Source organism: Lysobacter sp. F60174L2 (assembly GCF_052547135.1).
In genome coordinates this window covers 437584-461597 of sequence record NZ_JBQWRA010000001.1, presented here as the reverse complement: position 1 = coordinate 461597, position 24014 = coordinate 437584, and the positions used below count along the sequence as shown (strand labels likewise).

The window sequence follows — 24014 nt, the reverse complement described above, 5'->3', positions numbered from 1 at the left end:
TGACGAACGAGGCAATGGGAAGACGCATGAACAATGGCAGGCAAGACGAGCGAATCCGCGTGGTCGTGATCGGCGGCGGCTACGCCGGCGTGATGGCGGCCAATCGCCTCACGCAGCGGGGCGATGTGGCGGTGACGCTGGTCAACCCGCGCCCGCAGTTCGTCGAACGGGTCCGCCTGCACCAGTTGGTCGGCGGGTCCAACGACACGGTGGTGGACTTCCGGGACGTCCTCGCCAGCGACGTGCGACTGGTAGTGGATACCGCGACGCGGATCGATGCCGCCGGGTGCAGCGTGACCTTGGAGAACGGAGATCCCTTGCAGTACGACTACCTTGTCTACGCGGTTGGCAGTGCCAGCACCGATCAGGGCGTGCCCGGAGCAGACGAGTTCGCTTACCCGCCCGCCAGCCTGGAACAGGCGCAGCGACTGCGGTCGATCCTCGATGACACTCCCGCGTCCGCTCCAGTGACCGTGGTGGGCGGCGGTCCGCTGGGTATTGAAACGGCCGCCGAACTCGCCGAGACAGGTCGTTCGGTGACCTTGGTGTGCGGCGGTCAGCTGGGCCGCTACCTGCACCCGCGGGCCCGACGTTCGGTGGTCAGAGGATTGTCCAAGCTCGGCGTAACTGTGCTCGACGGCCGCGGCTCGGAGGTGTCCGAAGTGACACGCGATGCCGTGCAACTGCGCGATGGCCGCGAACTCCCAAGCACGGTAACGGTCTGGACCGCCGGTTTCGGCGTTCCGGACCTGGCCGTGCGCAGCGGTCTTAGCACCGACGCGCTGGGACGCCTGCTGACCGACGAGACGCTGACCAGCGTGGACGACGCGCGGATCGTCGCGACCGGCGACGCCGCGGCGCCGTCGGACCTGCCGTTCCGGATGAGCCTGCAGGCCGCGCTGCCGCTGGGCGCCCACGCGGCCGATACCGTCCTGGACCGGATCGCAGGTGCAGCGCCGGCCCCCTTCAGCAAGGGCATCGTCGCCATGTGCCTCAGCCTGGGACGCCGGGACGGCATCTTCCAGCCCGCCCACAGGGATGACACTGCGATGGGGTTCCACCTGAGCGGTTGGCTCGGCGCGAAGGCCAAGGAAGCTGCCTGCGCAAGCCCGATCGACGTGCTGGGGGACCAAGCGCGCGAACCCGGATCGCGCGAGTGGCGGATCCACAACTGGCGGATCCGCGACCCCAAACGACAACAACAATTGGAAGAACGCACCGCAGGGTCCGGCTATCCTCCCAGGCTGCATCGCACTGAGCGTTACGAATCCTGATGAAGACGCTGATTTCCGCATTCCTGTCCATCGCCCTCGCGGGCCTGAGCATTCCCTCACCGGCCTCCGAGGCGCCGGGACCGCACGATCGCGCGGAGGCGGTCCGCATCATCGCGGACCTGCGCAAAGTGGTGGCCGACAACGGCGTCGAGCGGCTGGAAGCGGTGCGGATCGGCGGCCTCGACCAGTGGGTATCGATTCGCGGCAGTGATCGTCGCAACCCGGTGCTGCTGATGCTGCACGGCGGACCTGGATGGGTGGCGATGCCGACCAGCTGGTACTTCCAGCGGGGCTGGGAGGAGTACTTCACCGTCGTCCAGTGGGACCAGCGCGGTGCCGGCAAAACCTATGTCGCCAATGATCCGGCCGTCGTGGCGCCGACGATGACGCGTGAGCGCATGGTCGCCGACGCCGAGGAAATGGTCGCCTGGCTGCGCGCGGAGTTCGGGAAAGAGAAGATCTTCGTACTCGGCCACTCGTGGGGCAGCTACCTGGGACTTGAGTTGGCGCAACGCCGGCCCGAGTGGCTGCACGCGTACATCGGCATCGGCCAGGTCACCAATGCGCCCGAGAGCGAGCGTCGCGGCTGGGCGTGGACATTGCAGCAGGCGCAACGGGACGGCAACGCGCAGGCCGTGGCCGAACTCGAAGCGCTCGCTCCTTACGCGCAGGACGACGACCCGGTGCCGCTCGACAGCCTGTTCAAGCAGCGCAAATGGCTGAACCACTACGGCGGCATGGTCCACAACCGAAAGGGCGGCGATGCCGAAGCCGCGGCGGTGAAACTGTCGCCGGAGTACTCCGACCTGGACGTAACCGGCATGTGGGAAGGCAACGACTTCTCAATGCAGCACCTGCTGACCGACGTGCTGACGCTGGACATGACGACGGTGCGCGAGGTCGATGTCCCGCTGTTCCTGTTCCTCGGGCGTCATGACCACAACGTGTCCTCCGCGCTGGCCGCGGAGTGGTTCGAGACGGTGAAGGCACCGCGGAAACAGCTGGTCTGGTTCGAGCAGTCGGCCCATGAAGTCATGATTGAAGAGCCGGGCAAGACGCTGGTTACGATGGTGCAGGAAGTCCGCCCCATCGCCGAACGCGCGGGTGACCTGGCGCCCTGATGCCATGTAGCTCACGGCAGAAGTTTCGTGAGGCTTGATGCCCGCTTTGCACTCCCGTTCCCGGATGGCTTTGCGGGTCGGCTTAGTTCAAGCGTTCGCCTTAAGGAAGCTATAGATGAAATATCAGTGCTTGCAGCCTTTTCGACATTTACTCTGGTTGGCTCTGCTCTTGCTTGCGCTGCCATGTAGTTCTTACGCACAGCCCGCTACAGGGGTGGGCTTTGCGCCAATCGAGATTCACGATCCGGTCAATGCCGGCAGCATGCCCGGCTACGTTTTCTACCCGAGCGCTGCGCCCACGGAAAATACCCGGATCGGCCTCTACGATTTGCACGCGAAGCGTGGAGCACCGGCCATTCCCGGGGCAAAACCCTTGGTCGTCATCTCGCATGGCCACGGCGGATCAGACCTTGGCCATCATGACCTCGCGGTCTATCTGGCAAGCCACGGTTTCATCGTCGCCACTCTTCAGCATCCAAAGGACAACTACAAAGACACCAGCGGAATCGGGACGCCGGCGGTGCTCATCGGCCGCCCGATTCAAGTCGAGGCGACGATCACTATGCTGCTCGACGATGCACACTGGAAAGCGCTGATTGACCCGGAGAAGATCGGTGTCGCTGGCTTCTCCGCCGGAGGCTATACCGCCCTGATGCTTGTAGGTGCGGTACCTCGCTTCACCCGGCTCATCAGTTTTTGCAAAGCACACCCGGACAACACTAACGTCTGCACCCCATTTCGCGAAATGGAGGCTCAGCTTCTGGGGCAAGGATGGACATCGACCGAGAAGTACCTGACCAGCATCCAGAACAAGCTCCAGCGTTGGGGCGATCCCGACGACCCGCGCGTCAAGGCCGCGTTCGCAATGTCGCCTTGGGGCATGGTTTTCGATCAGGCAGGGCTCGGTTCAATCAATCGGCCGGTCTATCTCTACGACGGAGCGGACGACCAGTTCCAGCCGATCCAGTACAACACGTTGCACGCGGCCGCCCTGATCAAGACATTGGTTGGCATCAAACTCATACCAAAGGCCGGCCACTTCGTTTTCCTGGCCCCGTGCTCGAAAGAGATGATGAGCGCTGTCCCGAGAGTCTGCACTGATCCGCCGGGGGTTAACCGTGCGATTGCCCACCGCCAAATCAATGCTGATGCGCTCTCCTTCTTCCGTGGCACGCTGCACGTACTGCCAGAAGCAGTAGGCAACTAGCCGCGCGCGCAATACGCAACCGGACACTGGAACATGACGAAAATCAGCATCCTCTATCCAAATGTCATTGGTGGCCGCTTCGATTTCGACTACTACGTGTCAAAACACATGCCGCGCTCCATTGAGCTGCTTGGAGCACACCCTGGCTTTCGTAGCGTCACGGTAGAGCGCGGCCTCGGCGGCGCAGCGCCTGGCTCACCGCCAAAGTACGTGGCAGCGTGCTTCTACACGTTTGACACAGTCGAGTCGTTTGTTTCAGCTTTCATGCCACACGCGGATGAACTGCAAGGTGATATGCCGCACTACACCGACATTCCGGCCGACATCCAGTTCAATGAGATCGTCATCAGCAAACTGGGCGTGACCTGACAGTTCGCTCACCGTACTTGCTTCGTTACACCAAGCCTGGCGAAATAACGTTGTGCCCACTCCCGCCGCTCCTGACTTTGCTGGGCGGGTTCTTTCGCCATGCACCTCGACGCGGCGATCTGCACGAAGCTAGGACTTGCCAAGAATCTCGACCAGCCGCGATTCACTTGGTGAGAGGTCGTAGCCCCGCCGCTGCGACACCACGAACGTCAGCGAACGGATGTGCCAGGCGCGACGTTCAAGCTCAACCAGCTGCCCGCTCTCCAGGTCTTCGGCGACGAGGTGTCGCGGCATGTGCCCCCAGCCAAGACCGGCCTTGAGCAGGTCACGCTTGGCGCCGAGGTCATTGACCAGCCACTGGCGCTTGCCGGCGACGCCTTGCTGGGTCTTTTCCGCACCGGGCTGGTTATCCGTGACGACGACCTGGATATGCAGGCCGAACTCGTCCATGGGGATGGGCCCGGGTACCGAAGCGAGCGGATGCGCCGGTGCACATGCCGTCACCATCCCGGTCTCGCATAGCCAACTGCGCTCGATCGCATCGGGGTTCACCTCCGGCACGTTCTCGATCGTGATCGCCAAGGCACACACCTTTTCGAGCACCAGGCGCTCGCCACCCTGCATGGTGGTGATCCGCAGGTTGATCGCCGCGGTCGGGAACTCCGCCTGCAGCGTACGCAGGCAGTCGACCAGGCGGGCGCGCGGGAAGTAGGCGTCGACCGCAACCGAAACCTGCGGCACCCCGGCACGGGCGATCGCGCCGGCACGGTTCTTCATTTCCTCGATGCGTGAGATCACCGCGCGTGCGTCCGGCAACAGGCTGCGCCCCGCCGCGCTGAGTTGCGCCTTGCGCGTGTTGCGCTCGAACAGTTCGACATCGAACGCGCTTTCCAGCGACTTGACCGCGTGGCTGATGGCGGACTGCGCGCGGCTGAGCTTCCGCGCCGCGCCCGAGAAGCTCCCCTGGTCGCACACCGCAACGAATGCACGCAGCTGGTTGATGGTGACGTTGTCGAGCATTTGTATCCAAAAACCAGATGGTATTTAGCGATGTTTCGTCAATTGTTTTGATACGTCAAGCGACCCAGATCGGTGGGGCAACAGGCCCGCACGGGCCAAGCGAATCCCTCCCCCAATCGAAAAGGACACTCTCATGAACTACGCAATCATCGGTTTCGGCGCCATCGGCCAGGCCCTCGCCCGCGCCTTCGCCCGCAGCAACATCGACGTTGCCGTCGCCAGCCGGCGCACCCCCGAAGCACTGTTGCCCCAAGCACAGGCGATCGGGCCGACGGTCACGCCCACGACGCTGCAGGACGCCCTCAAGGCGGACGTGATCTTCCTGGCCGTTCTGTTCGAAGGGCATCGCGAGGTCGCCAAGGCGCTGCCGGACTGGCAGGGCAAGACAGTGGTGGACGCGATGAACGGCTTCGAAGGCCTGTCTTCCGCCGACGTCGCCAAGGCCTTCCCCGGTGCGCGCTGGGTGAAGGGCTTCAACCATCTCCCCGCGAGGACGCTGGCCGCCGACCCGAACGTCAACGGCAGCCGCCGCGTGGTGTTCCTGTCGAGCGACGACGAGGCCGCCGCCGCGCAGGTGACGGACCTGGCCCGACAACTGGGCTTCGCCCCCGTCCACCTCGGCAAGCTCGAAGAAGGCGGCGCGCTGGTGCAGGTGCTGGACAAGAGCTGGGCGCCCCTGATCTTCCAGGACCTGTTCAAGAACGAACCCGCGCGGCCGGCAACACCCGCCGCTGCGTAATCCCCCGAATCGCAACCACTTAGCTGCGCATCCAACAAGGACCCATGACATGACCAGATTGAATGGAAAGACCGCCGTGATCACCGGCGGTGCCACCGGCATCGGACAGGCGGCGGCAGAACGCTTCATCGAGGAGGGCGCGTTCGTCTTCATCTTTGGCCGCCGGCAGGAGGCGCTCGACGCGGCCGTGGCCGACCTCGGCCCCAACGCCCGTGCCGTACAGGGCTCGGTCTCCGACCCGGCCGACCTCGACCGGCTTTATGCGGCGGTGAAGGCGGAGCGTGGCACGCTCGACGTCGTGTTCGCCAACGCCGGGACCGGGGGCGTGCTGCCGCTGGGCGAGATCACCGCCGAGCAGATCGACGACACCTTCGAGACCAACGTGAAGGGCACGATCTTCACGGTCCAGAAGGCACTGCCGCTGATGGCCCCGGGCGGCTCGATCATCCTGACCGGATCGAGCGCCGGCACCACTGGCGCGCCGGCCTTCAGCGTCTACAGCGCGAGCAAGGCCGCGGTACGCAACCTCGCGCGGAGCTGGGCGGAGGACCTGAAGGGCACCGGCATCCGCGTCAACGTGCTGTCGCCCGGGCCGACGGCGACAGAACTGGCGAAGGCCGCGGTCGGTGAGGAGGGCCTGAAGATGTTCGCCTCGATGAATCCGCTGCAGCGCATGGCCGAGCCGGCGGAGATCGCGGCGGGGGCGGCTTTTCTCGCGTCGGATGACAGCAGCTTCATGACCGCCAGTGAGCTCGCTGTCGACGGCGGCCTGGCGCAACTCTGACGCGCCACGCCTGACGGCGCTCCGTTCGATTATCCGGAGCGCCAACTACTGAGAGCGCGGGGTTCGTCGCTGAGCGCCCGCGTGTAGTTCTCGTCCGCGCCAGCGATGGACGACGACACCGAGACACGGACACTTCGCCGCTTTGAAGCAGCAGAAACTAGCCGACGATATTCGTGACTGCGATAAGCCGTGGGTGCGCTGTCGTCTAAAAGGGCTGCTGCGTCGGCTCGTTCCGTCAACAGGAGTTCAAAATGACAACCTCAACCTCCGCCGTACCCAGGATCGTCGACCTCGGTTCGGCCTCGCTGCGTGACCAGAATCTGGACGGCTTCCATCATCGCTTCCTGACCGTCGATGGAATCAGGTTGCACTACGTCACAGGCGGGAAGGATGGCGGAGATACCGTCGTGTTGCTGGCCGGCTACCCGCAGAGCTGGTTTGCCTGGCGCAAGGTCATGCCGGCATTGGGGGAACGCTACCGCATCATCGCTCCAGACCTCCCCGGCCAGGGCGACTCCGATCGTCCGCTCGATGGCTACGACACGAAGTCACTGGCTACCGTTCTGCACTCGCTGCTCGACAAGCTGGGCGTCCGGCGCTACCACCTTGCCGCTCATGATGTCGGCGCATGGGTCGCCTACCCCTACGCGGCTCTGTTCGGTGACGAGCTACAGCGACTTGCGCTGCTGGACGCCGGCATCCCCGGCATCACATTGCCCGATGCCTTGCCGGTCGCGCCGGATCGGGCGTGGCGCACTTGGCACTTCGCTTTCCATGCGCTCCCCGACCTGCCCGAGCTCCTGATCGGCGGTAAGGAGCGCGCGTATCTGGACTGGTTCATCCGCCGCAAGGCCGCCAATCCACAGACGTTCTCCGATGCGGACATGGACGAGTACGCGCGCGTTTTCACCAGGGAGGGCGGGCTGCGCGCGGGACTCGCCTACTACCGTGCCGCGATCGAGTCGGCGCGACAGAACCGCGAACTGAGTGCCCAAGGGAAGCTGCAGATGCCGCTGCTGGCGTTGAGTGCGGACCACGGTTCGATCTCGGACATGGCCGCCCCATTACGTGCCTATGTCGAAGACGTGCATGGGACCACGATCGCCCACTGCGGCCATTACCTGCCGGAAGAGCAGCCGGGGGCTGTTTCGGGAGAATTGATCCGATTCTTCCGCTGACCAATACAAGTTCGACTAGTGGGCGGGTGGATGGAGCCTTCCATGCGTCACAGCTAATCAACCACCCTCCCGCCCCTCCCGCAGCACCTTCCCGAACACCTCCAGGAAATCCACCGCCGCCTTCGATGGCGGGCGGTCCTCCAGGTGCACGCACTGCACCTTGAACCGTAATGACGGCGAAAATGGCCGGAACGCGGTGCTCTCGTCGACGCTCGCACGCGCGGTGAACTCGTCGACCACGGCCATGCCGGCGCCGCAGCGGGTCAGCGCGGCGGCGATGTAGAAGGTCTGGTTGGACACCACTTCGCGCACGCTGATGCCCAGCCGGCGCAGTTCGCGGCTGAACACCTCGCCGACCGGACCGCCGGTGGTCAGGCCGACCATGTCGCGGCCGTCCAGCAGCTGCATCGGCACGGTGTCGCCCACCTCCGGCAGGCTGGCCTTGCGGAACAACAGCATCAGTTCGCCGGCGTCGAGGTCGCGGCGCTTCATGCGTGGATGGGTCGGCGGGTCGTAGGCGATGGCTATGTCGCAGCTGCGCTCGTAGAGCGCTTCGAACACTTCGTCGTGGTGCAGGGTCTGCACGTCGAACGTGACCTGCGGGTGCTGCTGGCGGAAGCGGGCGATCGCCAGGGGCGCCAGTTGCAGGCCGAGCGACGGCACCACCGCCAGCCGGATGTGGCCGGTGGAGACGTTCTTGAGGTTGCCGACGGTCTTCTGCAGCGAGTTGACGCGCTCGAAGACATCGGCGACCTCGACGAACAGCGCGTGCGCCTGGTCGGTGGGCACCAGCCGGCCGCGCACCAGGCGGAACAGTTCCAGGTCCAGTTGCTGCTGGGTGTGGTGCAGCACCTTGCTGACCGACGGCTGCGAGACGTGCAGCGCGCGGGCGGCGGCGCTGATGGAGCCGGTGGTGTAGACGGCGTGGAAGACTTCGATCTGGCGGAAGCGCATGGTCGGTCCCCGATGGGCAGCCGACATGATCGCCGATTGCGGCATGCGGGCTACAGTGCGGCGGCGGTGCCCTCGCGTCGCGGGTCCGCGGCGCCGTGCAGTTCGCCGTCGCGCAGCACCACGCCGTGCAGTCCGGAGTTCTCGCCGGAGCCCGATTCCACGTCGACGCCGAGCGCGGACAGCGCCTGTCGCAGTTGCGGGTCGAACGCGTGGGCCTCGCCGTTGAAGTTGTCGCCGCGCGCGACGAGGTTGGGCAGGCCGATGGCGCGGTCCATCGGCAGGTTCCAGAACAGCCAGCCGACCAGGGTCTTTGCGATGTAGGCGGGGATGGCGTTGCCGCCCGGCGAGCCGACCGCGCCGACGAAGCGGCCGTCGCGGTCGAGCACGATCACCGGCGACATCGACGAGCGCGGGCGCTTGCCTGGCGCGATCGCGTTGGCGGCGGCGCCGCCCGGCGACCACGAGAAATCGGTCAGCTGGTTGTTCATCAGCATGCCGCCGACCACGCGGCCGGAGCCGAAGAACGATTCGATGGTGGTGGTCATCGAGACCGCGTTGCCGTCGCCGTCGACCACGACGAAATGGCTGGTGCCGCCGGGTTCGTCGGTGGCGTCGGGGGCAAGGGCGGGTGCGCCTTCGGGCGTGCCGTGGGTCGGCGGCTGCGCGGCCGCGCGCTCACCGATCAGCGCGCGGCGGCGGTCGATGTAGGCCGGATCGAGCAAGCCCTGCACCGGCACGTCGACGAAGCGTGGATCGCCGACGTACTGGTCGCGGTCGGCGTACATCAGGCGGCTGGCCTCGGCGAACAACAGCCACGACCGCGGATCGTCGGGCCCGCGCTCGGCGATGTCGGTACCGTCGAGGATCAGCATCAGTTGCAGCAGGCCGACGCCGCTGGACGGCGGCGGTGGCACGCAGACGATATAGGCGCGCACCGGGCGGCACACCGGTTCGGTGCGTTCGACGCGATAGCTGGCGAGGTCGGCCAGCGTCACCTGCGCGCCGCGCGGCGGCTGGCCGAGGCGTTCGACGATGGCTTCGGCCAGCGGGCCGCGCTGCAACGCGGCGGCGCCGTCGCTGGCGATCCGGCGCAGGCTGGCGGCGTAGGCCGGGTTGCGGAAGACCTCGCCCGCGCGCAGCGGGGTGCCGTCGGGGTGCGAGAACAGCCGCTTCACGTCCGGCGCGGAGGCCTGCGGGAAGGTGCCGTCGATGTGCTCCTGCAGCCGCGGCGTGACCTCGAAGCCCGCCTCGGCGCGCTCGGCGACGGGTTCGAACAGCATGTTCCAGGGCAGACGGCCGTGGTCCTTGTGGGCGAGCTCGAGCGCGGGCATCACGCCGGGCACGCCAGTGGCGTGGCCACTGAGCATCGCGTCGGCGCGGCTCAGTGGATGTCCTTCGGCGTCGTTGAACATCGCGGAGCTGGCGCTGGCGGGCGCCTGTTCGCGGCCGATGTAGGACTCGATCTTCTGGTCGTCGGCCGAGTAATGCAGCAGGAACGCGCCGCCGGCCGGGCCGGAACTCTGCGGTTCGACCAGGCCAAGCATCGCCTGCACGGCGATGGCCGCGTCGATCGCGTTGCCGCCGCGCCGCAGCACGTCGAGCCCGGCCTGGGTGGCGAGCGGGTTGGCGCTGGCGACGAAGCCGGATGTTGCGGTGTCGGCTACCGGGGATGCGGCTTGCGCGTCGCTACGCAGCGGTGGGGCGGCGCAGGCCACCAGCAACGTAAGCAGCGTCGCGGCGAGCATCGGACGCAGGACGGGGAGGCGCATCGGCTTGGGGGTCGTCATGGATCCAAGGCTAACGCCGCCACGCGTGCTTCATCCCGTGGATTGGTTGCGAAGGGTCTAACCGCCGGCTATGGCCGCGCCGGACGCCGGTGCGGACGGGCGCTGCCCCATAACCTGCCGCTATGCCCCATCGGCGTCTTTTCAATGGCGGCGTCGGCGGCCAGCCATGAAGATGCTGCAAACCCACTTCCCGGGCGCCGCCCGCTGGCTTTGCACCATGTCGACCGATCCCGCCCCCTCCCTCTGGCCGCCGCCGTTCCTGCTGTACCTGGGCAACGCCCCGGACGAGTTGTCGGGCAAGACCGCGCGCGGGCTGGCGGCGTTCCGGCCGCAATGGTGCGTGGGCCAGTTCCGCGGGCCGGAGTGCAAAATCAGCCTCGACCTGCCGGACATGGACTTCGCGCAAGCGCGCGCGGCCGGAGCCAACACGATGATCGTCGGGGTCGCCAATGCCGGCGGCAGGATCGATCCGGCGACGGTGGCGCACGTGGTCGCCGCGCTCGATGCCGGCATGAATGTCGCCTCGGGGCTGCACGACCGGTTGGCGGCGTATCCGGAAATCGTCGCCGCGGCACAGCGCAACGGCCGCCATCTGTTCGATGCACGTACGCCGCCGGCGACGCCGGTCGGCAAGGGCCACAAGCGCGCCGGCAAGCGCCTGCTCACGGTCGGCACCGACTGCTCCACCGGCAAGATGTACACCACGCTGGCGCTGGAAACGGAGATGCGCGCGCGCGGACTGGCCGCCGACTTCCGCGCCACCGGCCAGACCGGCATCTTCATCGCCGGCCGCGGCATCCCGCTCGATGCGGTGGTGGCCGACTTCATTTCCGGCGGCGTCGAATGGCTGTCGCCGGAGCGCCATGACAACGGCTGGGATCTGATCGAAGGCCAGGGGTCGCTGTTCCACCCGTCGTTTGCCGGCGTCTCGCTGGGGCTGTTGCACGGTGCCCAGCCCGATGCACTGGTGCTGTGCGACGAGCCCGGCCGGCCGCACATGCGCGGGGTCGCGCATTTCCAGTTGCCGCGTTTGAGCGACACGCTGGAAGCCAACCTCGCAGCCGCGCGGCTGACCAATCCGGCGGTGGTCGCGGTCGGCGTGTCGCTCAATACCTCGAAGCTATCGGCCGAGGACGCCGCACGCGTCTGCGCGGAGGCCGAAGACCGACTCGGGCTGCCGGCGCAGGACCCGGTCCGCAACGGTGTCTCCCGTATCGTCGACAGGCTGCTGGCATGCTTCCCGGACTGACGCTCGAACACCCCAACTACCCGCTGGTCGCGCCGTTCCGGATCTCGCGCGGGGTCCGCACCGCGACCGAAGTCGTGGTCGCGACGGTCAGCGACGGCACCCATGTCGGCCGCGGCGAATCGCTGCCGTATCCGCGGTACGGCGAGAGCGTCGAGTCGGTGATGGCGCAGGTCGCGTCGCTGGCCGATGCGGTCACCGGTGGCCTCGATCGACACCAACTCCAGGAACTCCTTGAGCCCGGCGCCGCGCGCAATGCACTCGATTGCGCACTGTGGGACCTGCAGGCGCGCCGGCAAGGGGTTCCGGTCGCCTCCCTGCTCGGCCACTCCACCGTCCTGCCGCCGCTGGCCAGCGCGCACACCGTCAGCCTCGACACGCCGGCGAACATGGCGCACGCGGCGAAGGCGCTGCGCCACCTGAAGCTGGTCAAGATCAAGCTCGACGCGGACGACCCGGCGACACGGATCCGCGCGGTGCGCGGCCAGTTGCCGGATGCGCGGTTGATCGTCGACCCCAACGAAAGCTGGAACATCGACCTGCTGCGCGAGCTGCAACCGGTGCTCGCCGAAACCCGGGTCGACCTCATCGAGCAGCCGCTGCCGGCCGACGAGGACGATGCGTTGCAGGGGTTCGAGTCGGTGTCGCGGCTGTGCGCGGACGAGAGCTGCCACGTCGCCGCCGACCTGCCGCGCCTGCGCGGGCGCTACCAGGTCGTCAACATCAAGCTCGACAAGACCGGCGGCCTGACTGCGGCACTGGAACTGCTGCATGCCGCGCAGGCGCAGGGCTTCGGCATCATGGTCGGCTGCATGATCGGCTCGTCGCTGGCGATGGCGCCGGCCTGGCACGTCGCCCGCCATGCCGAGTTCGTCGATCTCGACGGGCCGCTGTGGTTGCGCGACGACCATGCCGGTGGCGTGGTGATGCGCGATGGCCTGCTGCAGCCGCCCGCATCGCGACTGTGGGGTGGCCCCGCGTAAGATCGCCCGATTGCGCCTGCCGCTGCCGGCACACGCAGGACATCGTTCAAGGAGTCTCCTTTGCTGCAACTCGACGCCGTACAGACCCTGGCATTCGCCGGACTCGCACTGTTCCTGGGCTACGCGTTGTGCCGGGTGATTCCGGTGCTCGGGCGCTACAACCTGCCGCCGCCGGTGATCGGCGGACTGGTGTTCGCGATCGTCGCGTGGGTGGCGTACGAGCGCGACACCGCGCTGTGGACGATGGATACCTCGTTGCAGACGCCGCTGATGATCGCGTTCTTCACCACCATCGGTTTCAACGCCAGCCTGAAACTGCTGAAGATCAGCGGCAGGCAGGTGGTGGTGTTTTTGGCGCTGGCGTCGGTGTTCGCCGTCGCGCAGAACCTGCTGGGAATGGCGGTGGCGGTCGGCTTCGACCTGCCGCCGTTGTTCGGCGTGCTGGCCGGCTCGACCACGCTGACCGGCGGGCCGGCGACCGGGCTGGCGTTTGCGCCGCTGTTCGAGGAGGCCGGCATCCGCGGCGCCGAGTCGATCGCGATCGCTTCGGCGATGGGCGGCATCGTGCTCGGTGGGCTGGTCGGCGGGCCGGTCATCACCGTGCTGATCCGGCGCTTCGGGCTGGTGTCCACCCGTCCGCAGGACCACCACGCGCCCGACGACGACGCCAGCGGCCTGCTGCAGACCGAAGCCCAGCGCGAGTTCAGCGCGCTCAAGAGCATCGTCGCGATCCTGGTCGCGATGTGGCTCGGCTCCTGGGTCAGCGGCTGGATCTCGGCCACCGGCATCACCCTGCCGGCCTACGTCGGCGCGATGCTGGTCGGCGCGTTGATCCGCAACATCGACGATGCCTGGGGCGTGTTCCGCATCCCGGTGCCGACGGTGGAGCTGATCGGCAACATCTGCCTGGCGCTGTTCCTGGCGGTGGCGCTGATGAACCTCAAGCTCTGGGAACTGGCCGGCCTGGCGATGCCGCTGGTGGTCAACCTCGGCGTGCAGGTGGTGATGGTGGCGGTGTTCTGCCTGGTGGTGTTCCGGATGATGGGGCGCGACTACGACGCCGCGGTAATGGGCGGCGGTTTCATCGGCTTCATGCTCGGCACCACTGCCAACGCGATGGCGGTGATGCGCACGCTGGTGGAGCGCTACGGCGTCGCCCCGCGCGCGTTCCTGGTCGCGCCGCTGGTGGGTGCGTTCTTCATCGACTTCACCAATGCGCTGATCATTACGGGGTTCATCAATTTCTTTGATTGAGGTGCGTCCCTGCGCTCACGGCGCGGGAATCCGCGCGATGACCTTGATCTCGAAATCGAAGCCCGCCAGCCAGTTCACCCCGACTGCGGTCCAGTTGGGATACGGCGGTTCGCCGAACGCCTTCAGACGCACGGTGGAAACGGCGTCGAACTGGTTGGCCGGATCGGTATGGAAGGTGGTCACATCCACCACGTCGTCGAAGCTGCAGCCGGCCGCATCCAGCACCGCGGCCAGATTGTCGAAGGCGAGCTGGACCTGGCGGGCGAAGTCCGGTTCGGGCGAACCGTCCTCGCGGCTGCCGACCTGGCCGGACACGAACAGCAGGTCGCCTGACACGATTGCTGCCGAGTAGTGGTTGATGTCGTAGAGCGCCTGCCGACCGGCAGGGAAGATTGCGTTGCGCTTGGCCATGGGTGGCTCCTGGTGGGAAACGGATCAGGCGAGTCTGGTCCGGGTGTTTCCGGTGGTTAACGCCGCGTGTGGCGTATGATCCAGACTTGCCACACGAACATGAATCCCCTTCGAAACAAAACATCCATGCACCAGATGCATGAAGCTAGCGGTGCCCGCTTCGAGCAGATCGAGGCTTTTGCCGCCGTGGTCGATCACGGCGGCTTTGCGGCTGCCGCGCGGGTGATGGGCCGCGATCCCTCGGTGATCTCGCGCCGGGTGACGGCACTGGAGACCCGCCTGGGTGTGCGCCTGCTCGCACGCACCACCCGACGCGTGACCGTCACCGAGGCGGGCGTCGCCTACCATCGCCGCGTGCAGGCGATCCTTGGCGAACTTTCGGCAGCCGAGGTCGAGGCCAGCGAAGGCGCCGCCATTCCGCGCGGGTTGCTGCGGCTATCACTGCCCGCGGCGTTCGCCCAGCGCTGCATTGCGCCCTGGCTGCCCGATTTCCTGGATACCCATCCCGACCTGCGACTGGAACTCGCGCATGGCAACCACTTCGTTGATCTGGTCGCCGAGGGTTTCGACGCGGCCGTGCGCATTGGCGAACTGGTCGACAGCAGCCTCGTCGCGCGCCGCTTGGTGGCATTCGACGTCGTACTCTGCGCCGCGCCGGGTTACCTCGCCCGGCGCGGCGTACCGACGGAGCCGGCGGAGCTGGCGCGGCATGCCTGCCTGACATTTTCCAAGGCGCGCTTCTGGCCCGAGTGGCGACTCACCGACGGCCGCGAACAGGTCGCCCAGCGCATCGCTGGGCCGATCGTGTCGGACGATGACGAAGGCCTGCTGGCGGCGTGCGTGGGTTGCGCGGGGATCATGCCGGCGCCGGAATGGCTGGTGGCGCGGCAGCTTGCCGAAGGCACGCTGGTACGGGTGCTACCGGAGTGGCGGTTCGACTTCGACGCGGCGGTGCATGTGGTACTGCCGCCGGGGCGGTTGATTCCCGCAAAGACGCGGGTGTTTGTGGACAGGCTGGTGCGGGAACTCACGCCGGGCGCGCCATAGGTCGCACCACGATGTCCGTTACGACGGCCTGCACCGTTCGTCCGAGTGGAATTGCTCGCCTTTCGACCCGTTTTTCCGGTGTTCGTCGGCCATTCGTTCGCTTCATCGCATCGGGCTCGCTTCCGGGAGGTGGCACCCGCAGTCTGCTGGTGCGCAGCGCTGTGCAGCGCATTCTTCAGCACCTCCTTCCGGTCCGCGAATGCCCAGTTGTGGCTTCGCCTTCAACGAGGAAAGCCCGATGCCTTCGCCTTATCCACTCGACCGCAAGACCACGGCCGGTCGCACGATGAAAGCCGTGGCGACATCGATCCTGCTGGCAACGGCATCCGTCGCATCGGCGGCGACGCCTGCCCCGGAGATATCCGACGATGCCTGCGCGCTCGCCGCTGGCCCGCTGGCAGACGCCTTGATACACGTCCCGTTCGAAACCGTGGACGGACGGATCTACGTCGATGCCCGCGCGAATGGACGTGGCCCGTTCCGGTTCGCCATCGATACCGGCGCAAGTGGAATGGCCCGCGCCGATACCAGCCTGGTCGAACGGCTCGGCTTGTCGCTGAGCGGGCAGGCCACGACATCGGACGGGGTACGCAGCGCGGACGTCGAGACGACGCGGCTGGACTCGCTGGAACTCGGCGGCATCGTGCGACGCGACCTCGACGTCATCACCCGCGACTACAACAGTCGTAATGCCCCGGAAGCGGCGTTCTCGGGGATCATCGCCCGCGAGTTCTTTTCCGACGGACTGCTGGCCATCGACTACCCGCGCCAGACGCTGTCATTCAGTCGCACGCAGCGTCTGCCGGCGGACGGGAAGAACGTCCTCGGCTACGAGCGCGCCTTCCGCATACCCGTGTCGATCGGCGCGCTGCAGGCCGTGGGACAGCTGGACACGGGCGCCAATATCAACTTCGTGCTTCCGCAGGCGCTGTTCGAACAGGTTTCAGCGGGACCAACGGAGCAGGCGGGACGCGGACGGCTCACCAATGGCCACGTCGATACCCAGCGCGCGACGGTGCGCGGGCCTTTCCGGATCGGAGAGGTGGAGATGTCCGATGTGGAAGTACGGGTTTCCGCGCAGTTCCCGGAACTGCTCGTCGGCGCGCATGCCTTGCAGCAGGCGGTGGTGCTGATCGACCAGCGTTCGAAGGCCGTGGCGGTCTGCGATTGATCGAAGTGGAGCGCCACTGCGCGGGACGCCCGGTCAGCTCCGCTTCGCGGCGACTTAACCCGCGGCGCGGATAGTCGACCCCTCCACCAGCGGAAGACGACCATGCCTTACGACCGCATCACCGAACTGCCCGACTCGGTCAAGGACAACGTGCCCAAGCACGCGCAGGAGATCTACAAGGAAGCCTTCAACAGCGCCTGGGACGAGTACAAGGACTCCGACGAACGCCGCGGCGACGCCTCGCGCGAGGAAACCGCGCACAAGGTCGCGTGGTCGGCGGTGAAGCAGAAGTACGAGAAGGGCGACGACGACAAGTGGCACGCGAAGTAGGCGGCCTGATGTCGCGGCAGCGGACCTGACAGGAAAAACCGTCCGAAACAGGCGGTGGCCCGGCGGCGGCCACGTCCACGGGCATCGGGAACGGTTAGTATCCGCTGAGCGCGGCCCGGGGAGGGCCGCGCGACAACAACGACCTTGGGGAGATCGCAATGGACTGGTACCTGAAAGTACTGAAGAACTACGTCGGCTTCGAGGGGCGCGCGCGCCGCAAGGAGTACTGGATGTTCACGCTGTTCAACGTCATCGTCTCGTTCGTGCTGGGAATCATCGACGGCCTTGGCGGGCTCATGACCGAAAGCGGTATCGGCATGCTCGGCCTGCTGTACACCCTGGCCGTGCTGCTGCCGAGCATCGCGGTCGGCGTGCGTCGCCTGCACGACATCGACAAGAGCGGCTGGTGGTTGCTGCTGGTCTTCATCCCGCTGATCGGCGCGATCGTGCTGCTGGTGTTCGCGGTGATGGAAGGCACGCGCGGCAGCAACCGTTTTGGCGAGGATCCCAAGTCGGACGAAGGCGGTATCCCGGCGATGGCGTAAACAGCCATTCCACTCACGAAAACGGCGCCCTCGCGGCGCCGTTTTCATTGGTGCACGTGACGGCGACGAGCCGGTCAGTACTGCTTCTCGACCTGCAGCAGCAGCGACTGGTCGTCCACGCCGCTGTCGCCGAGTACGGAGCGGTACTCCAGCCGCAAGCCAAGCTGGCGATCGGTGAGCCATCCCGCGCCGAGCCCGAGCACGAAGCGATTGCGGTCGAAACCGTCCACGTCGGTGCGATAGAACGGCCCGTCCAGCAGGTCGGCATAGCGCATCGTCGCGACGCTGTCGGCATCGAGGTCGTGCTGGTACTCGACCCGGAACTGCGGCGTGAAGCTGCCCCAGTCGAACTCGCGGCGGTAGTCCATGCGCCAGCCGAGGCTGGTGGTGGTGCTGTCGACGTCCTGCGCGTCGAATGCCAGCGCCTGCACCGGATCGCCCTGCTCCACGTAACCGTCGAGCTGCGCGCGCGCCACATCGACGCGGGCGTAGGTCGTCATCCCCAACTGGTCGCGCTGCCACTGGTAGCCACCGGTTAGCGACGCCAGCCACTGGTGTCCGTCGCGCTCGCCCTGCACCTGGGCGCCGTTGGCGGTGACATGGCGGCGCAGTTGCAGCGACAGCCACTGGCGCCCGAGCAGCGCATCCAGGTAGACGTGCTCGCCCGGGTGGTAGCTGGCATACACCGCGGCGCTCCAGGCGTCGGCCTCGCTGCGGCTGCCGTTGTCGCCGACATCGCTGACGTCGCGGCCGTAGCCCAGGCCGGCACCCAGTGCGAGCGTCGGGCTGAAGTGGCGGTCGACGCCGAAGCTGACGCCCCGGGTCTCGAACTCGAAACCGCTGGCGCCGCGCCGGGCGTCGTAGTCGCCGAAGCTCATCGCGCCGGCGGTCCAGATGCCGAACTCCGGCGCGGGTGCATCGGTGCGGATAGCGGCAACCGGTTCGATCACCGGCGCACGCTCGTCATGCAGCGGTCGTGGGCAGGTGCTGCCGACGATCTGCCACTCGCGCTCATCGCACTGCCGGTTGATCGCCACCGACAGGCCGTTGTCGAACCCGGCCGAGGCTTCGCGCCCGCCGTGCAGCTGTTCCATGCGCTGCTGGAAGTTGCCCAGTTGCCCGCGAGCAAGCCGCCGCACGCTGGCGACCTGGGCACGCAGCAGGCCGGTGACCTCCGCATCCAGGGTGGGATCGGGGCGTGCCTCGACCTCGATGCTGACCGTTGCCGCGGCGGACGTCGCATAGGCGTTGCTGAGCGTGTAGCGCACGGTCGCGGTGCCGGCGTAGTCGGCGGCCGCGCTGAAGTCCAGCCGGTAGCCGGCGCTGTCGCCTTCGCCGGTCGCGGTGATGCTGGCGTCGCCGGCCTCGGCCGGGCTCACCGATAGCAGCTCGGCGCCGGTAAACGGGCCGCCGCGTGCGTTGTCGGTCAGTTCGACGCTGACCTTGCCGCCGGACAGGGTGTTCGCCTGGTGGGTTGCGGCGATCGGCCGCGGGTTGACCGTGATGGTCGCGGTGACCGGCTCCGACGCACCGTAGGCATTGGCCAGGGTGTAGCGGATCTCGACGGTGCCGTCGGCGGTCGCCAGCGGCGTGTAGCCGATGCGGGTACCGTCGACGACCACCTCGCCCTCGGCCGGGGCCTCGACGATGGCGACGCCGGTGAACGGCCCGCCGGTGGCATCGGTGGCGGCCTCGAACTGCACCGTCTCCCCGGCCAGGGTGGTCAGCGACTGCGGTTTGGCGACCGGCACCGGCAGCGGTGCCACCTCGACCGTGACCGTGGCCGCGGCCGAGCTGCCGCCCGGACCGCTGGCGATGTAGCGGAAGCTGTCGCTGCCGGAGAAGCCGGCAGCCGGCGTGTAGACCGCGGCCAGCCCCTCGATGCTGACGCTGCCGTGGCCGGGCGCGGCGTCCACCGCGATCGCATCGATCACGCCGCTGTCGTTGCCGGTCACCGCGATGGTGACCGCCTGTCCCGCGAGCGTACTGGCGGCGTCATCGACCGCGACCGGCGGTGCCTCGGCGATCACCAGCGTGTAACCGGTAACCACCGTCGCGGCGGTTCCGCTGCTGTTGTCGGTGGCGCGCAGCTGGAAGTCGTGGCTGCCAGCGGTGGTCGGCGTGCCGGCCAGTTCGCCAGTCGACGCGTCCAGCGCCAGCCCCGCAGGCAACACACCACCCGCGATCTCGTAGTGGTACGGAGCGACACCACCGCCGGCGCTGAACGACTGCCGGTAGGCCGTGCCAACCACGCCATCCTCCACGGTGGCCGGGCTCAGCGTCAGGTTGGCTGCGGCGATCTGCAGCGAATAGCTGCCGCTGCCGGCCTGGCCGTGCGCGTCGGTGGCCTGCAGGGTGATCGCGAATGCGCCGCTCGCGGTGGGGGTGCCGGACAGGGTGCCGTCGGTCCCGAGCTGGAGGCCGGCGGGCAAGGTGCCGGCGGTCAGCTCGAACACGTAGGGCGCGATGCCGCCGCTGGCGGCGAGTGCCTGGTTGTAGGCGCTGCCCGCGGTGCCGTCAGCCAGCGTGGCCGGGGTGATCGCGATCGTCGCCGATGCGACCTCCACGTCGTAGTCGGCGGCGACCGAGAACGGGGCCGCGTCGCCGGTCGAACTGTCGGTCGCGGTCACCGTGATGGCGAAACTGCCGGTTTCCGTAGCCGTGCCCGACAGCGTGCCGCTGGCTGTGTCGAACACCAGCCCGGCCGGCAATGCGCCTGTCAGCGCATACGTATACGGCGCTGCGCCACCGCTGGCACTGAAGACCTGGCTGTATGAAGCGCCATAACCGGGCGCGAGCGTGCCGGCAGCAGGCGTCAGTGCCAGCGTCGGCGCACCGACCGTGATGCTGACCGTGGCCGGCGCGGAATCGCCCGCCGCATTGCGGGCGATGTAGGTGAAGCTGTCGGTGCCTGCGTAGCCGGCCTCCGGCTGGTAGCTGATCGACAGGCCGCTCGCGCTGGCGACGCCGTGCGTCGGCGCGCTTGCCACCGCGACCGAGGTCGCCGCGCTGCCGCTGATGTCGAGCGCGACCGGGGTCGGGTCGCTGCCGTAGGCGACGGTCGCGGACACGTCGTTGGCGGTCGGCGCGACGTCGGCGATGGTCAGCGTGTAGTTGCCGGTTCCACTGTACGGCCCGCTGCCGGTGCTGCTGTCGGTCGCGGTCACCGCGAAGGTGAAATCGCCGGCCCCGGTCGGCGTACCCGACAGCGTGCCATCGGCGGCCAGGCTCATGCCTGCGGGCAGTGCGCCGCTACTGACAGCGAATGCGTAGGGCGCAGTGCCGCCGCTGGCGGTGAACGACTGGCTGTAGGCGCTGCGCACGGTTCCGTCAGGCAGGGTGGCGGGAGCCAGGGTGATCGTCGGCGTGTCGATCGCGATGGTGTAGCTGACGGTCCCGGTGACGGGGGTGCCGCCGCTGCTGTCGCGGACCTCCACCACGAAGCTGTAGCTGCCGGCGGTGTCGGTGCTCCCGGACAGGACGCCGGTCCCGGCATCCAGGTTGAACCCGGGCGGCAATGCACCGGCGACGACCGCGTAGCTGTAAGGCGCGATGCCGCCACTGGCACCGATGGTCTGGCTGTACGGCGTATTCACCGCTCCACCGGGCAGTGCCGCAGGCGTCACCACGACGGTCGCCGGCGTCATGGTCACGATGTAACCATGCGAGCCCCAGACACCATTGGCATCGGCGGCACGGATATTGAAGTTGTAGGTGCCGCTGGTGGTGGGCGTGCCACTGATGCTGCCATCGGCCGCCAGGCTCAGGCCCGGCGGCAGGCTGGTGCCGATGTTCATCGCGAACGTGTACGGCGCGACGCCGCCGCTGGCACCGAGCGTCTGCGTGTACGACGCGCCGACAGTGCCATCGGCCAGCGTCGAAGGGGTCAGGTTGATGTACTGGTCGACCTGCAGATCGTAGTCCTGCGACACCGAGTACGGTGCACCGGTGCCGGTGGAGCTGTCCGTCGCGGTGACGGTGAACTGGAACATCGGCCCGGCCTCGGCCGGGATGCCCGACAGCGTGCCGGTCGTGCCGTCGAACGACATGCCGGCAGGCAGGACGCCCGTCAGCGAGTAGCTGTACGGAGCGACGCCGCCGCTGGCGCTGAATACCTGGCTGTAAGGCTGCGGATAAGTGGCCGTCAGGGCAGTGCCGTCGGCGGGCGTCATCGACAGGCTCGGCGCGTCCACCTGCAGCGTGAAGTCGTCGCCCGTGGTGAACGGACCGCTGCCGCTGGAGGAATCGCTGGCGGAAGTCGACACGGTGAAACTGCCGCCCTGGGTAGGGGTGCCGCTCACGGTCACGCTGTCGGCGTCGTTGGTGGTAACCGTCAGCCCCGCCGGCAGGCCGGTCACGCTGTAGCCGGAGTACGGTGCCGCGCCACCCGACCAGGTGAAGGTCTGGCTGTAGGCGGTACCTACCTGCGCGGTCAGCGGCGCGGAGGGGGTTATGACGATAATCGGTGCGGAGACGGTGATGCTGACCGTGGCCGGCGCCGAAGTGCCATCGGCGTTGGTCGCGGTGTAGGTGAAGCTGTCGGCGCCCGCGTAGCCGGCGGCGGGCTGATAGGTGATGGCGGTACCGCTGGCAATCGCGGTGCCGTGGCCCGGCGCGGTCGCGACGGCGACCGAATCGGCGGCGCCGCCGGTCACGTCGAGGGTGATCGGGTCGGCGCCGCTCCCATAGGCGACCGTCGCACTGACCGGATTGGCGATCGGGGCGGCCGAATCGATCGTCACCTCGTAGACCCCCGGAATGGCGTAGGGACCACCGCCGGTGCTGCTGTCGGTGACGTAGAAGGTGAAGTTGAACGTGCCGGCTGCGGTCGGAGTGCCGGACAACACTCCGCCCGTAGTCAGCGACAGCCCCGGCGGAAGCGTCCCGGAAGTGACCGTGTAGCTGTAGGGGGCGGTACCGCCGCTGGTTTCGAAGGTCTGGCTGTAGGCCGCGTTGACGAGACCGTCAGGCAGGGTGGAGGGGGTCAACGTCATGGTCGGCGAGTACACGACCAGTTGGTAATCACGACTGTCGCTGTAGGGGCCGGTACCGCCGCTGCTGTCGGTTGCGGCCACGGTGAAATCGAAGATGCCGCCAGCCGTCGCCGTGCCGGTGATGACGCCGGTTGCGGCGTCCAGCGTCAGCCCCGCGGGCAGTACGCCGTTCGTAACGGCATAGCTGTACGGGGCGGTGCCGCCGCTGGCGGTGATGGCACCGGCGTAGGTTACACCGACGTCGGTCGAAGCCAGTCCGGACGACAAGACGATATCGGCCGCGGCAACCGTCGGGTTATAGGCACGGTCACCACTGAAACCGTTGCTGTCGGTGGCGGTGATGGTGAAATTGAAGTTGCCGCCGGCAGTCGGGGTGCCGGTCAACGCGCCGTCGGCCGCCAGGTCCAGCCCGGCCGGCAGGCTGCCGCTGGTCACCGCGAAGCTGTACGGCGCGGTACCGCCACTGGCGCTCAACGCCTGGTTGTAGGCCGCACCCGCGGTGGCACCGGTCAACGTTGTCGGGCCCACCGCGATGGTCGGCGGCGGCTCGATGACGAAGGTGAAGTCCTGGGCCATCGAGTGCGTGTCGGCGCTGGTCGACTTGGTGGTGTTGTCGGCCATGACGATGCGCACCGGGTAGCTGCCGGCCGTGCCGGCCGTCGGCGTGCCGGTGATTGCGCCGGACGTGCCCAGGCTCAGGCCCGGTGGCAGCGGACCCAAACCGCCGTCGACCGTGAAGACGTATGGCGATGTGCCCCCCGAGCCGCTGAAGACCAGGTTGTAGGCGACGGTCTCGGTGCCGGTGACCGCGCTGTCCGGGCTCATGTCCAGCGCCGGCGCCGGGATGTCGACGCTGTAGGACTTGCTGGCCGTGACCGCGCTCGCATCGCTGACGTTGACGGTGAAGGAGTGGGTGCCCGACTGGGTCGGGGTGCCGGACACCAGGCCCGACGTCGAAAGCGACAGCCCCGGCGGGAACTCGCCGCCAGCACCAAGGCTGTAGCTGTATGGCGCGTCACCGCCAGTGGTGGACATCTGCACGCTGTAGGCGACGCCGATGGTCGGCGTCGGCAGCACGGCCGGGCTGACGACCAGGCTGGTGGCCGCCTCCACGGTGATGTTGAAGGTGATGATGTCGAGGGTGTCTTCGTCCTGCGCAACGAAGGTGTCGAACGTCGCACCGTCGCCATTGTTGGTGTAGGTCAGGTTGTAGACGCTGTCGGAGTCGCCCCAATCCAGTGAGCCATGGCTGGGGGGGGTGATCGCCGGATTATCGAAGCCCAGGGTGTCGGCGCAACCGAACACGACCGAGCCACCCGACGGGATGGTGGCGGTCTGCGGCGAACTGCAGGCCGCCCATGCCGGCACCGACACGCCCAGCAGCAACCACAGGACCAGCAGCGATTGCAGCCAGCGCCCGGCCATCGTCCAGCCGCGGCGGCGAGGGGTGCGGGCCGACACTGGCCTGCGGGTTGGGGCACTCGTGTCGAGTCCGGCTTTCGATGCAACCGACGCAACGTCCCTGTCCATGCAGTATTCCCCCGGGGCCGAAGCCCGCTCGACGCGATACAAGAATTCCCAGCCGATCCAGCCATTCGAC

Annotated in this window: 19 protein-coding genes; 14 read left to right on the top strand and 5 right to left on the bottom strand. The window is 67.5% G+C overall.

The annotated features are described in order from the left end of the window. Positions 1–26 precede the first annotated feature (26 nt). The 4 genes from ACT9AS_RS02035 (at position 27) to ACT9AS_RS02020 (ending at position 3971) form a co-directional block, all read left to right on the top strand. Positions 27–1274 carry an FAD-dependent oxidoreductase gene (locus ACT9AS_RS02035; protein WP_445098452.1) on the top strand — a complete coding sequence of 416 codons (1248 nt, stop codon included), beginning with the start codon at positions 27–29 and terminating at the stop codon, positions 1272–1274. After that, on the top strand, positions 1274–2395 hold the full coding sequence (locus tag ACT9AS_RS02030) for an alpha/beta fold hydrolase (RefSeq protein WP_445098451.1): 1122 nt from the start codon (positions 1274–1276) through the stop codon (positions 2393–2395). Before ACT9AS_RS02035 ends, ACT9AS_RS02030 begins: the two co-directional genes overlap by 1 nt. A gap of 115 nt (positions 2396–2510) precedes the next feature. Continuing rightward, positions 2511–3602, top strand: coding sequence for an alpha/beta hydrolase (locus ACT9AS_RS02025; RefSeq protein ID WP_445098450.1), 1092 nt, complete (start codon positions 2511–2513; stop codon positions 3600–3602). Positions 3603–3635: 33 nt separating this feature from the next. After that, the gene (locus ACT9AS_RS02020; RefSeq protein ID WP_445098449.1) at positions 3636–3971 is read left to right on the top strand and encodes an EthD family reductase; all 336 of its coding nucleotides are present in this window, start codon (positions 3636–3638) and stop codon (positions 3969–3971) included. Between the two features lie 129 nt (positions 3972–4100). Here the strand turns inward: ACT9AS_RS02020 and ACT9AS_RS02015 are convergent, their stop codons facing one another. Then, a complete protein-coding gene (locus tag ACT9AS_RS02015; protein WP_445098448.1) occupies positions 4101–4991 on the bottom strand; it encodes a LysR substrate-binding domain-containing protein in 891 nt (296 codons plus the stop codon). A 133-nt stretch (positions 4992–5124) separates the two neighbouring features. On the opposite strand from ACT9AS_RS02015, the gene ACT9AS_RS02010 reads away from it, so the two are divergent. From ACT9AS_RS02010 to ACT9AS_RS02000, 3 genes are all read left to right on the top strand, one after another. Continuing rightward, the gene (locus ACT9AS_RS02010) at positions 5125–5730 is read left to right on the top strand and encodes an NAD(P)-binding domain-containing protein (protein WP_445098447.1); all 606 of its coding nucleotides are present in this window, start codon (positions 5125–5127) and stop codon (positions 5728–5730) included. 49 nt (positions 5731–5779) lie between these two features. Beyond that, positions 5780–6514, top strand: coding sequence for an SDR family oxidoreductase (locus tag ACT9AS_RS02005; RefSeq protein ID WP_445098446.1), 735 nt, complete (start codon positions 5780–5782; stop codon positions 6512–6514). 251 nt (positions 6515–6765) lie between these two features. After that, positions 6766–7692, top strand: coding sequence for an alpha/beta fold hydrolase (locus ACT9AS_RS02000; protein WP_445098445.1), 927 nt, complete (start codon positions 6766–6768; stop codon positions 7690–7692). Between the two features lie 57 nt (positions 7693–7749). On the opposite strand, the gene ACT9AS_RS01995 is transcribed toward ACT9AS_RS02000, so the two are convergent. Together ACT9AS_RS01995 and ggt are read right to left on the bottom strand one after the other, a co-directional pair. Further along, a complete protein-coding gene (locus ACT9AS_RS01995; protein ID WP_445098444.1) occupies positions 7750–8646 on the bottom strand; it encodes a LysR substrate-binding domain-containing protein in 897 nt (298 codons plus the stop codon). Between the two features lie 50 nt (positions 8647–8696). Continuing rightward, positions 8697–10433, bottom strand: a complete 1737-nt coding sequence (ggt, locus tag ACT9AS_RS01990) for a gamma-glutamyltransferase (RefSeq protein ID WP_445098443.1) — start codon at positions 10431–10433, stop codon at positions 8697–8699. Between the two features lie 166 nt (positions 10434–10599). Between ggt and dgcN the strand changes: the two genes are divergently transcribed. From dgcN to gltS, 3 genes are read left to right on the top strand one after another with little or no spacing between them, the layout of a single operon-like run. After that, positions 10600–11682: an N-acetyltransferase DgcN gene (gene dgcN, locus ACT9AS_RS01985; protein ID WP_445098442.1), complete on the top strand. Its 1083-nt coding sequence runs from the start codon at positions 10600–10602 to the stop codon at positions 11680–11682. After that, positions 11667–12662 carry an N-acetyl-D-Glu racemase DgcA gene (dgcA, locus tag ACT9AS_RS01980; protein ID WP_445098441.1) on the top strand — a complete coding sequence of 332 codons (996 nt, stop codon included), beginning with the start codon at positions 11667–11669 and terminating at the stop codon, positions 12660–12662. The genes dgcN and dgcA overlap by 16 nt, the downstream gene beginning before the upstream one ends. A gap of 60 nt (positions 12663–12722) precedes the next feature. Further along, positions 12723–13916, top strand: a complete 1194-nt coding sequence (gltS, locus tag ACT9AS_RS01975) for a sodium/glutamate symporter (RefSeq protein WP_445098440.1) — start codon at positions 12723–12725, stop codon at positions 13914–13916. A gap of 15 nt (positions 13917–13931) precedes the next feature. Here gltS and ACT9AS_RS01970 read toward each other — a convergent pair whose 3' ends face one another. Beyond that, on the bottom strand, positions 13932–14327 hold the full coding sequence (locus tag ACT9AS_RS01970) for a Rid family hydrolase (RefSeq protein WP_445098439.1): 396 nt from the start codon (positions 14325–14327) through the stop codon (positions 13932–13934). Between the two features lie 75 nt (positions 14328–14402). On the opposite strand from ACT9AS_RS01970, the gene ACT9AS_RS01965 reads away from it, so the two are divergent. The 4 genes from ACT9AS_RS01965 to ACT9AS_RS01950 all read left to right on the top strand — a co-directional run bounded on the left by ACT9AS_RS01965 (position 14403) and on the right by ACT9AS_RS01950 (position 17420). After that, positions 14403–15374, top strand: a complete 972-nt coding sequence (locus ACT9AS_RS01965) for a LysR substrate-binding domain-containing protein (RefSeq protein ID WP_445098438.1) — start codon at positions 14403–14405, stop codon at positions 15372–15374. Between the two features lie 238 nt (positions 15375–15612). Continuing rightward, positions 15613–16545: an aspartyl protease family protein gene (locus tag ACT9AS_RS01960; protein WP_445098437.1), complete on the top strand. Its 933-nt coding sequence runs from the start codon at positions 15613–15615 to the stop codon at positions 16543–16545. Between the two features lie 102 nt (positions 16546–16647). Further along, on the top strand, positions 16648–16875 hold the full coding sequence (gene chaB / locus ACT9AS_RS01955; RefSeq protein ID WP_445098436.1) for a putative cation transport regulator ChaB: 228 nt from the start codon (positions 16648–16650) through the stop codon (positions 16873–16875). 158 nt (positions 16876–17033) lie between these two features. Next, entirely contained in the window at positions 17034–17420 is a 387-nt protein-coding gene (locus ACT9AS_RS01950) for a DUF805 domain-containing protein (RefSeq protein ID WP_445098435.1), read from the top strand. A gap of 74 nt (positions 17421–17494) precedes the next feature. On the opposite strand, the gene ACT9AS_RS01945 is transcribed toward ACT9AS_RS01950, so the two are convergent. Beyond that, the gene (locus tag ACT9AS_RS01945) at positions 17495–23839 is read right to left on the bottom strand and encodes a putative Ig domain-containing protein (RefSeq protein ID WP_445098434.1); all 6345 of its coding nucleotides are present in this window, start codon (positions 23837–23839) and stop codon (positions 17495–17497) included. Between the last annotated feature and the right edge of the window lie 175 nt (positions 23840–24014).

Coding starts and splice junctions, on each gene's coding strand:
- ACT9AS_RS02025 (WP_445098450.1), top strand. CDS start 2,511: ATGAAATATCAGTGCTTGCAGCCTTTTCGACATTTACTCTGGTTGGCT.
- ACT9AS_RS02010 (WP_445098447.1), top strand. CDS start 5,125: ATGAACTACGCAATCATCGGTTTCGGCGCCATCGGCCAGGCCCTCGCC.
- ACT9AS_RS02005 (WP_445098446.1), top strand. CDS start 5,780: ATGACCAGATTGAATGGAAAGACCGCCGTGATCACCGGCGGTGCCACC.
- ACT9AS_RS02020 (WP_445098449.1), top strand. CDS start 3,636: ATGACGAAAATCAGCATCCTCTATCCAAATGTCATTGGTGGCCGCTTC.
- ACT9AS_RS02030 (WP_445098451.1), top strand. CDS start 1,274: ATGAAGACGCTGATTTCCGCATTCCTGTCCATCGCCCTCGCGGGCCTG.
- ggt (WP_445098443.1), bottom strand. CDS start 10,433: ATGACGACCCCCAAGCCGATGCGCCTCCCCGTCCTGCGTCCGATGCTC.
- ACT9AS_RS01965 (WP_445098438.1), top strand. CDS start 14,403: ATGATCCAGACTTGCCACACGAACATGAATCCCCTTCGAAACAAAACA.
- ACT9AS_RS02035 (WP_445098452.1), top strand. CDS start 27: ATGAACAATGGCAGGCAAGACGAGCGAATCCGCGTGGTCGTGATCGGC.
- ACT9AS_RS01995 (WP_445098444.1), bottom strand. CDS start 8,646: ATGCGCTTCCGCCAGATCGAAGTCTTCCACGCCGTCTACACCACCGGC.
- chaB (WP_445098436.1), top strand. CDS start 16,648: ATGCCTTACGACCGCATCACCGAACTGCCCGACTCGGTCAAGGACAAC.
- ACT9AS_RS02000 (WP_445098445.1), top strand. CDS start 6,766: ATGACAACCTCAACCTCCGCCGTACCCAGGATCGTCGACCTCGGTTCG.
- ACT9AS_RS01950 (WP_445098435.1), top strand. CDS start 17,034: ATGGACTGGTACCTGAAAGTACTGAAGAACTACGTCGGCTTCGAGGGG.
- ACT9AS_RS01970 (WP_445098439.1), bottom strand. CDS start 14,327: ATGGCCAAGCGCAACGCAATCTTCCCTGCCGGTCGGCAGGCGCTCTAC.
- dgcN (WP_445098442.1), top strand. CDS start 10,600: ATGAAGATGCTGCAAACCCACTTCCCGGGCGCCGCCCGCTGGCTTTGC.
- ACT9AS_RS01960 (WP_445098437.1), top strand. CDS start 15,613: ATGCCTTCGCCTTATCCACTCGACCGCAAGACCACGGCCGGTCGCACG.
- ACT9AS_RS02015 (WP_445098448.1), bottom strand. CDS start 4,991: ATGCTCGACAACGTCACCATCAACCAGCTGCGTGCATTCGTTGCGGTG.
- dgcA (WP_445098441.1), top strand. CDS start 11,667: ATGCTTCCCGGACTGACGCTCGAACACCCCAACTACCCGCTGGTCGCG.
- ACT9AS_RS01945 (WP_445098434.1), bottom strand. CDS start 23,839: ATGGCCGGGCGCTGGCTGCAATCGCTGCTGGTCCTGTGGTTGCTGCTG.